Consider the following 8711-nt stretch of genomic DNA (forward strand, 5'->3'; position numbering starts at 1 on the left):
CCCCTGAAATGCAGCCTGAATACAACTCATCCAGGTCGTTTTTGATCTCAGGAGGTAAATCTGCTGTAGTAACGATATCCGAAATGGCCAGCCGGCCTCCGCTTTTTAGCACCCGAAAAGAATCGTGAAACACCTGCTGTTTATCTGGAGATAAATTGACCACGCAGTTCGAAATAATAGCATCAACCGTGTGATCGGCTACGGGAAGATGCTCAATTTCTCCCAGACGGAAATCGGTGTTCTTGAAATTGCCTTTCACTGCATTGCTGCGTGCACGGCTGACCATTTCGGGGGTCATGTCGACGCCGATGACTTTACCCGTATCTCCTACCTGGCGCGATGCCAGAAAACAGTCAAATCCGCCGCCGCTTCCTAAATCCAGTACGACTTCACCAGCCTTTAAAGAAGCAATCGCCTGCGGGTTACCGCATCCCAAACCAAGGTTTGCGCCTTCAGGTGCCGCGTTTAATTCGTCATCAGAGTAACCTAATCGGCTCGAGATCGAATTAAAATCGGAAGGCGTGCTGCAGCAGCTGGCTTGACTGTTGTCCGGTTGGCAGCAAGATCCAGCATTCATCTCGGCAACGGCAATCTGCTTATATCGGCTTCGCACGTTTTGGCGGATTTCATCATTCGTTAACTTTGACATGGATAACACTCCTTAGAATGGGTTTGGATTCGATCAATGGTCAGCAATACTTTAGCAGCAAGCCTGAATGGGTGGAGAGCAGCAAGGAACTGACTTCGCTTTACGGACAGAGTCCAGGAACTTATACCGACCCATTTTTGGTTTTTCTGTGGACCATTTCCAAGCTAGCCGAGCCGTTTTTTGCACTTGTTGTTCGTTCATTTTCATCAGGTACTCGGCGGTGTAAAAGTGATCGTACATCGAAGGACCTCCTTAAATGGTTGTGTATGTTGAATGACCCGCTGCGGGAGCAGCAAAGCCATCTGACATCAGATCAAAGGATTATACATGGGAATTAATTGCAAATTGCAAGTATTGAAGGGTAAAAAAATTACCCTAACATCGGCTTGCAGCAATAATCGGATTTGGCCATCGCTTCATTCATCAATTTTATGGACCGGAGAACGGTCTCTTTCTCAAACTCGGTCATAAAAGAAAATACATCATCCAGATAAGCGTTCATTTGATGGTCGATGGTGGCGGCGACGTATTTGCCTTCAACCGTTAGAGCGAGCGTCGAAACCCGGCGATCTGTAGGATCAGGCGTCTTTTTGATCAGGTTCATTTTAATCAGGGATTGTATTTGGCGGCTGAATGTTGTGATATCGGTGCCTAATGTTTCCGCGATCTGTTGGATCGATGGATGATGCTGACGGTCGACCTCGAACAAAATGTGGCTTTGAACCGGTGTGAGATCGTGCCCACCCACGGTACAGCAATTTTTATTAAGTAAGCCAAAGCGGCGGGTCATGATCTGGAATAGTTCGCGAGTGCTTTCCATTACGTTTTTTTCACCTCGTGATTCATTTATACTGTATTTATTTGCATGATGCAAATGTTTTTTTGGATACAGATGAATTTCTATGGATTTGATTTTTATTTCTCATCATCATATCATATAATCATTCGCTTATATATCACTAAAAGGAGGGACCCTTATGGAACAAATTCGCGAAATGGCGGATAAGCTAAAGCTGCTCAGCGATAACACCCGCCTTACCATATTATCCTTACTTAAGGACCGGGAATTTTGTGTTTGTGAGCTTGTTGAGATCCTGGAGGTCTCCCAGCCTGCGGTAAGCCAGCACTTAAGAAAGCTGAAATCTCAGGGACTGGTGAAGGAAAGTAAGCGCGGACAATGGGTGTACTACTCCTTAAAGGTAGAGGATAAACCATATATTCAAGCTGTATTGGAACTCACGCCCGATTCCCAAACGATATTATCCGCATTAAACAAACAGCATTTAACTTCCGTGTGCAAGTAAGTTTTCTTTTGTTGATCATATAAGCACATAGTTATATAATGATTTGCGAATGTTTACAAACAAGATCAGCGACAGTTCGCACGGAGGTTGAAATGGTAACCGTTGTATTGGCTTGCGTCATATTTTTGATCACATTAATACTCGTCATCTGGCAGCCCAAAAACCTGTCTATCGGGTGGTCAGCTTGCGGAGGCGCTGTTCTTGCTCTGCTCGTTGGAGTGGTTCGATTCCAAGACGTTTGGGATGTCACGCAAATCGTCTGGAATGCTACGCTCGCTTTTGTAGCCATCATCCTTATTTCTCTGATTCTGGACAGCATCGGATTTTTCGAGTGGGCTGCGCTGCATATGGCAAGGGCTGCTCGCGGCAGCGGTCTGCGGATGTTTATTTATGTCTCGTTCCTCGGTGCCGTTGTGGCTGCATTTTTTGCAAATGACGGTGCCGCGCTGATCCTAACGCCGATCGTTCTCGCGATGATGCGGGCGCTCAGATTCGATGAAAAGAAGGTGTTCCCGTTCATCATCGCCAGCGGGTTTATTGCAGATACGACCTCACTGCCGTTGGTTGTCAGCAACCTCGTAAATATCGTGTCTGCTGACTTCTTCGGTATTTCCTTCATGGAATACGCCGGCCATATGATCATCCCGGATTTATTTGCTCTAGGAGCCAGCATCATCGTTCTCTACCTGTTCTTCCGAAAGAGCATCCCCGCGAGGTTTGATGCCGCCGATCTAAGGAACCCGGAGGATGCGATCAAGGATCGTGCAATGTTCAGATTATCCTGGGTTGTGCTTGCCATTCTGCTGGCCGGATACTTTGCGAGCGAATTTTTAAATATACCGGTATCTATCGTCGCTGGTGTCATCGCGATCTTCTTTTTGCTTATGGCAAGAAAAAGTCCAATCGTTCCGGTCAAGGATGTGGTTAAGGGGGCCCCGTGGGCCATCGTCTTTTTCTCCATTGGCATGTATGTGGTGGTGTATGGCTTGCGGAATGCCGGGCTGACGGACTTATTGGCTCAAGTCATTCAGTCGGCAGCTGATCAGGGATTGTTTGCGGCAACGATCTCGATGGGTTTTTTATCTGCTGTGCTATCATCTGTAATGAACAATTTGCCCACCGTCATGATTGATGCCTTGGCCATACAATCAACCCACACCACCGATGCCATCAAAGAGGCTCTGGCGTATGCCAATGTCATCGGTTCCGACTTAGGACCAAAGATGACTCCCATTGGATCACTGGCGACGCTCCTATGGCTTCATGTGCTGTCCGCCAAAGGGGTCAAAATCTCCTGGGGGACGTATTTTAGAACCGGCGTCATCCTGACGATTCCTACCCTTTTGGTTACGCTGCTGGGCCTGTATTTGTGGTTGGCGATTTTATAATTTTCATATCAAGGAGACACGCTCATATGAACAAGAAAACAATTTACTTTTTGTGCACAGGCAATTCCTGCCGGAGTCAAATGGCTGAAGGCTGGGCGAAAAAATACCTCGGTGACGACTGGAATGTGCACAGTGCGGGCATCGAAGCTCACGGGCTCAATCCCAATGCCGTCAAAGCCATGGAAGAAGCAGGGATTGATATTTCCGGTCAAACCTCTAATATCATTGATCCCACACTCCTTAATGAGGCCGATTTCGTAGTGACCCTCTGCGGCGATGCAGCGGACAAATGCCCCGTCACACCGCCGCAAGTCAGACGTGAGCATTGGGGATTTGACGATCCGGCGAAAGCCCAGGGTACAGACGAAGAGAAGTGGGCCGTATTTCAACGTGTACGTGATCAGATCGGCGAAAGAATCGAGCGATTTGCCAAAACGGGGAAATAGAAACAGCGGATAGCTGGAAATGAAATAGCGACAGTCCGGGGGTTTTTTTGTCCCAAGACTGTCGCTATTTATTTTGAATTGCCATGTATGTCTAGAGAAGCGTTCGCCACATTTATAAGTTTAGAACTGCGGCCAGCCGGCTCAGCTGTGTCCCGACTCGGCCGCGGCTTCTTTGCTGGTGAGCACTCCCTTTTTCAAAAACCAGGTGATAATAAAGGAGACCAGGATAAACACGAACGCGATGCCGAACAAGTTTTGGAACGCGTCCACAAAGACGGTCTGCACCTTCAGCAGCAGGTCCGGTGCCAGATTTGCCGGGATGCCTCCCGTAGCCAGGTGCTCTGCGCTTCCTTCAGGAAGCTGTCCGGCAATGGAGGAGACGCCATCCTTGATATGCTTGGCAAGCAGGCTTCCGAAGACGCTGAGGCCGATCGTCGTGCCGAGCGATTGGATCAGCTGCACGGTGCCGAGCGCAATGCCGCTGTTCTCTTTGGAAACCGATTCCTGCACGATCAGATTGTCGCCGCCGAACAGGGCGCCGAGGCCGAGGCCCAGAATAAAGAAGGAAGCGACGATGTACACCACGGACGTGTGAATGCCGAGCTGCGTCAGCAGATAGATGCCGATGACCGGCAGGATAAAGCAAGTGATAAACAGATTGCGGTATGGAACCCGGGTGATTAAAAATCCGTTAACGATGCTCGACGGAATGGCGCCGGCCATAAACGCCAGCATGAGGTACCCGGATTGCGTCGGTGTCAGCCCCATCACATTTTGGGCAAAGTACGGGAAGGTGGCGATGCCGCCCATCAGGCCCAGCATGAGAATAAAGACCAGCAGCGACAGCACGACTACATTGCGGTTACGGAACAAATGCAGCGGGATAATCGGCTCCCTGACCTTCGTCTCGATCCAGATAAACAGACCGAGCAGCAAGGCGCCGATAACCAGCAGCCCGATAATCGTTGGCGAAGACCAGGCCAGACCCTGGTTATCGATGAGAACCGGTGACATAAGCAGGGACAGCAGGCTTAAGGTAAGCACCGATGAACCAAGCCAGTCGATCGGCTTTTTCTCGTCTCCGCGCGATTCCCGCATGCCGATTCCGAGCACCAGGGCGGCGATCAGGCCAACCGGAATGTTGATCAGGAACACCCAGTGCCAGTTGACGTGACCGACCAAATATCCGCCCACCGTCGGACCCAGCAGCTGGGGAATGATCATCATGGGGCCGAACAGGCTCTGGATTTTGGCGCGTTTCTCCAGCGGGTACGAATCTCCGATGATGGCTAAGGCGATCGGCATGAGCCCCCCGGCCCCAATGCCCTGAATGCCCCGGCCGATGAGCAGCAACGTCATCGATGGGGCAGGCCGCACACGATCGATCCTGCGATAAAGAGCGCCATGCAGCTTAAATAAACGACTTTCCGGCCGTAAATGTCGGCCAGCTTGCCGAGGATCGGCATAAAAATGGTCGCAGCCAGCATGTAAATGCCGGCGACCCAGCCGTACAGCGCCAGGCCGTGCAAATCGCGGATGATGGTAGGCATCGCCGTGGACACGACGGTTTCGTCCAGCTCTGCAAAAATCAGACCGATCATCAGTCCGATCAAAATCAGCGTGTTTCGATTTGATTTCACTCCAAACTCCCTCATTTCTCTATTGCTTTTTTGGAATGAAACCAAAATACACGATGTTTATGAACTGAATATGAACGAACCGGAAAACAAGTGAAAATAAAATACGCAACGTCGGGTCTCCATTATCCGCCGTACTTTTACGTTACCCCAGCGCTTTAATGTGCTCCGCATCCAGCATCGAGTCGGCAAACCAATTCGGGTAGAGCGGGCGCGGCTGTGTGGCTTGATCCAGCAGCAGCATCTCCTCAGCCGTCAGCTCCAGGTCGATGGCTTTCAAATTGTCCTCCAGCTGGCTCATTTTGCTGGCGCCCACGAGGACGCTGCTGACGCCGGTTTTGGACAGCAGCCAGGCAAGCGATACCTGTGCAGCCGTCACGCCATGCGCATCGGCGATGCTGTGAACGTGGTCCAGCACGGCAACCCCCCATTCCTTGTCGAACGGAATGATGTAAAAGCCACTCAGCCGTCCGTCCGGATTCTGCAAATTGCTGTGGGAATACTTGCCGCTTAGAAATCCGCCGGCCAGCGGGCTCCATACCGTCAGCCCGACGCCTGCGTCCTTCATGAACGGCAGGATATCGTACTCGACGTCCCTGCCGACCAGGGAATAATACATCTGTCCGCTAATGAAGGTGGCCCAGCCCCGTTCGCGCTGGATTTGCACCGCCTTGGCCGCCAGCCAGGCCGGCCAGTTGGAGAAGCCGATATAGCGGACTTTTCCCTGCCGGACCAGGTCGTTGAGCGCTTCGAGCGTTTCTTCCAGCGGCGTGAAGGGATCCGTCTTGTGAACGATGTACAAATCGATGTAATCGGTGCCGAGGCGTTTCAAGCTCGCCTCTGCGGCGGCAAACAAATGCTTGCGGGACAAGCCCGACTGAACAAGCGCAGGGCCCGCACGGAAGCCGCCTTTGGTGGCAATGACCACTTCCTGCCGGCGGGACCCGAGCAGTTGCCCCAGCATTTCCTCACTTTGCCCGTCGGCATAACCATCCGCAGTATCGAAGAAATTGATGCCTGCCGCCAGCGCCTCGTCCACCAGCTGCCGGGCAGCTGATGGGCCTACCTTATAGACGCTTGGGAGGTTTCCCGTGCCAAAAGTCATTGCTCCGAATGCCAGTTTGGACACGATCAGTCCCGAGTTTCCGAGTCTTGCATATTTCATGCTTTAACGCCTCCATTCATGTTATAGAGTTGGTGCCCTTCTTGAACCCAAGTATACGGGGAATCCGGGGACGGTTTCTTGAACCGGTTGATCGTCTTTTTTGAACAAAATGCTCATTTGGGCCGAAGTACCCTTTGTCAGGGAAGGAAGCAGCGTTTAGAATGGAAAAAAAGCGTTTCATTTGCATCCAGGCGGCAGGGAGGAGAACGCATTGCCGATACGGCCAGCATTGGGAAAGGGTGAAAACAGGATCGTGGAGAAGCCGGAGTATACGTTGTCCAGTTTGGAGCAAGTCCCCCCGCAGGAAGCCTTTGAGCCGGTATTAACGGGGCACCTCATGGTCATTCACCGTACCAAGGAGCCGGTCCGCGTGTTTGAGCGGTCCGACGGATACAGCGGGGAAGGGGTGGCCTGGCCTGGACATATCAACGTATTTTCTGCAGGCGACATGTCATTGTGCCGGTGGGACAGGGAGCTGGATTTCTACCGTCTCGACCTGAGCCCTGACCTGGTCCAAAAGGTAGCCGGTGAGCTGGAGCTCCCAGGAGGAGCCAGGCAGATCGATTTCGCGACGCAGATCCGGCTGCAGGATGAACGGCTCGTCCAGCTGGTCCGCTGGCTCCACGAAGAGCAGCAGAGCGGGGGGGATGGGGCGGCAGGCTCTACTCGGATTCCTTGATGCGCATGCTCACCGTCCATATGCTCGACCGCTACGGTTCAGGCACCAAAGCCGGGAGCCGGGCGGCCCTTCAGAAGCTGGACAAAAATCAGCTGGATCAAGCGCTGCAGTACATCGATGCGTTTCTGGACCAGGATATCTCTCTCGAAGACCTGGCTGCAGCCGCCCATATCAGCTCGTCCCATCTGGTGAGGCTGTTTAAACAGACCACAGGCCTGCCGCCGCACCAGTATATTATCCGGGAGCGGATCCGCAGGTCACAGCAGCTGCTGCTGTCCGGTCTTCCCGTTCACGAAGTGGCGGCAGTGCTTAACTTCAGCGACCAAAGCCATTTTCACCGGCATTTCAAGCGGGTGCTCGGCGTTACGCCGCGCCAATTCGTCCTTGGTTCCCGCTAGGGCAGGAGCAGACTTGGCCGATATATACAAAAAAATAGAGGCATTTCGCCTCTATTTCAGAACATTTTCGCCAGTGAAATCAATCCCGTAATCGTAATAATGTTAAACAGCGTGGAAATCAGGACGGTTTGCGCCGCAAAATCCGGCTCGTTGTTGTACTCTTCCGCCAAAATCGACGTGTTGACCCCGGTGGCATGCCGGATGCGATGAGCAGCGCCTGGGCCGGAATTCCCTTCATTCCGAGCGCAAACACGAGCGTTACGCCGATGACCGGGCCGATGATAAGGCGGAGGAACAGGCTGATATATACATCCACACGGTACAGTTTGAGCGGATACTTGACGATCTGGGCCCCTAGCGTCAGCAGGGCGACGGCCACCACGACGATCAGCCGGGTCGACGGTGCTTCCTTCAGGGCGGAAATGAGCGATCTTCCGGCTTCGACGTGAAGATGCTCGTCCCCGGGCTTGGCGCCGAAGGCGTTGACGACAACATCAAACGGCTTCACATCTTCAGCCGTCAGGTCAAACACATCTTTCTCCAGAACGCTGACGTTCCCTGTAACGCGGCCTGCATCACGAACGATCGCCGTCACCTGGTGTCCGCGGTTCAACGCTTCCTCTACAATAAGGCGTCCAGCCTTGCCGCTGGCTCCAATAACTCCAATATTCATAAAAAAGTTCCCTCCTGGTTATCATGTTCTTTCCTGTAACTATTGTAGTTACATGTTGGGCGAATGTCAAATCAAAAAGGACGGCAAACCTTCGATACGAAAAAAACACGCCCCTCTTCCGGGTCGGGAGTCGGGGCGTGCGTTACATTTCATGCGCTTCGATGTCTTGGATGATGTCCTGGAGCTTAACGGCAGCGAGCACGTTCTCCATCGCTTTCTGGGCGCTGGTGAACAGCGGGACGATCACTCCCTGGATGTTGCGGCCCACTGTGCAATCCGGGTTGGGAGAATCATGGACGCCGAACAGGCCGTTCTCCTCCACGACGTTAACCGCATTATAAATGTCCAGCAGCGTTATATCACTAGGATTCC

11 protein-coding genes and 2 pseudogenes are annotated in these 8711 nt (G+C 52.2%); 5 read left to right on the forward strand and 8 right to left on the reverse strand.

Annotation, left to right across the window (positions count from 1 at the left end):
* Together arsM and CPT76_RS26440 are read right to left on the reverse strand one after the other, a co-directional pair.
* Positions 1 to 649 (reverse strand): arsenite methyltransferase (gene arsM, locus CPT76_RS26430; protein ID WP_105445027.1); only part of this gene is annotated, 649 nt, incomplete at its 3' end.
* Between the two features lie 370 nt (positions 650 to 1019).
* Positions 1020 to 1469, reverse strand: a complete 450-nt coding sequence (locus tag CPT76_RS26440) for a MarR family winged helix-turn-helix transcriptional regulator (protein WP_105445029.1) — start codon at positions 1467 to 1469, stop codon at positions 1020 to 1022.
* Positions 1470 to 1626: 157 nt separating this feature from the next.
* On the opposite strand from CPT76_RS26440, the gene CPT76_RS26445 reads away from it, so the two are divergent.
* From CPT76_RS26445 to arsC, 3 genes are all read left to right on the forward strand, one after another.
* Positions 1627 to 1953: an ArsR/SmtB family transcription factor gene (locus tag CPT76_RS26445; protein ID WP_105445030.1), complete on the forward strand. Its 327-nt coding sequence runs from the start codon at positions 1627 to 1629 to the stop codon at positions 1951 to 1953.
* 92 nt (positions 1954 to 2045) lie between these two features.
* On the forward strand, positions 2046 to 3341 hold the full coding sequence (locus CPT76_RS26450; RefSeq protein ID WP_105445031.1) for an arsenic transporter: 1296 nt from the start codon (positions 2046 to 2048) through the stop codon (positions 3339 to 3341).
* A 26-nt stretch (positions 3342 to 3367) separates the two neighbouring features.
* Positions 3368 to 3787, forward strand: coding sequence for an arsenate reductase (thioredoxin) (arsC, locus tag CPT76_RS26455; RefSeq protein ID WP_105445032.1), 420 nt, complete (start codon positions 3368 to 3370; stop codon positions 3785 to 3787).
* Positions 3788 to 3928: 141 nt separating this feature from the next.
* Here arsC and CPT76_RS26460 read toward each other — a convergent pair whose 3' ends face one another.
* The 3 genes from CPT76_RS26460 to CPT76_RS26465 form a co-directional block, all read right to left on the reverse strand.
* Positions 3929 to 5146 carry an MFS transporter gene (locus CPT76_RS26460; RefSeq protein WP_258168819.1) on the reverse strand — a complete coding sequence of 406 codons (1218 nt, stop codon included), beginning with the start codon at positions 5144 to 5146 and terminating at the stop codon, positions 3929 to 3931.
* On the reverse strand, positions 5143 to 5427 hold the full coding sequence (locus CPT76_RS40555) for an MFS transporter (RefSeq protein ID WP_258168820.1): 285 nt from the start codon (positions 5425 to 5427) through the stop codon (positions 5143 to 5145). Before CPT76_RS40555 ends, CPT76_RS26460 begins: the two co-directional genes overlap by 4 nt.
* A gap of 142 nt (positions 5428 to 5569) precedes the next feature.
* A complete protein-coding gene (locus CPT76_RS26465; RefSeq protein WP_105445033.1) occupies positions 5570 to 6589 on the reverse strand; it encodes an aldo/keto reductase in 1020 nt (339 codons plus the stop codon).
* A 211-nt stretch (positions 6590 to 6800) separates the two neighbouring features.
* Between CPT76_RS26465 and CPT76_RS38490 the strand changes: the two genes are divergently transcribed.
* Together CPT76_RS38490 and CPT76_RS38495 are read left to right on the forward strand one after the other, a co-directional pair.
* Complete coding sequence (locus CPT76_RS38490) at positions 6801 to 7268, forward strand: hypothetical protein (RefSeq protein ID WP_219845472.1); 468 nt, start codon at positions 6801 to 6803, stop codon at positions 7266 to 7268.
* The gene (locus CPT76_RS38495) at positions 7268 to 7666 is read left to right on the forward strand and encodes a helix-turn-helix transcriptional regulator (protein ID WP_219845473.1); all 399 of its coding nucleotides are present in this window, start codon (positions 7268 to 7270) and stop codon (positions 7664 to 7666) included. Before CPT76_RS38490 ends, CPT76_RS38495 begins: the two co-directional genes overlap by 1 nt.
* Before the next feature lie 56 nt (positions 7667 to 7722).
* Here CPT76_RS38495 and CPT76_RS42310 read toward each other — a convergent pair.
* The 3 genes and pseudogenes from CPT76_RS42310 to CPT76_RS26480 all read right to left on the reverse strand — a co-directional run.
* A pseudogene (locus tag CPT76_RS42310) lies at positions 7723 to 8048 on the reverse strand (AEC family transporter); the annotation flags it as partial.
* A pseudogene (locus CPT76_RS40560) lies at positions 8046 to 8339 on the reverse strand (NAD(P)-dependent oxidoreductase); the annotation flags it as partial. The pseudogenes CPT76_RS40560 and CPT76_RS42310, both read right to left, overlap by 3 nt.
* A 142-nt stretch (positions 8340 to 8481) precedes the next feature.
* On the reverse strand, positions 8482 to 8711 hold a 230-nt coding region (locus CPT76_RS26480; RefSeq protein WP_219845474.1), incomplete at its 5' end, for an Rrf2 family transcriptional regulator.

The sequence above is a fragment of the Paenibacillus sp. AR247 genome, from assembly GCF_002968895.1.
GTDB lineage: Bacteria > Bacillota > Bacilli > Paenibacillales > Paenibacillaceae > Paenibacillus_AQ > Paenibacillus_AQ favisporus.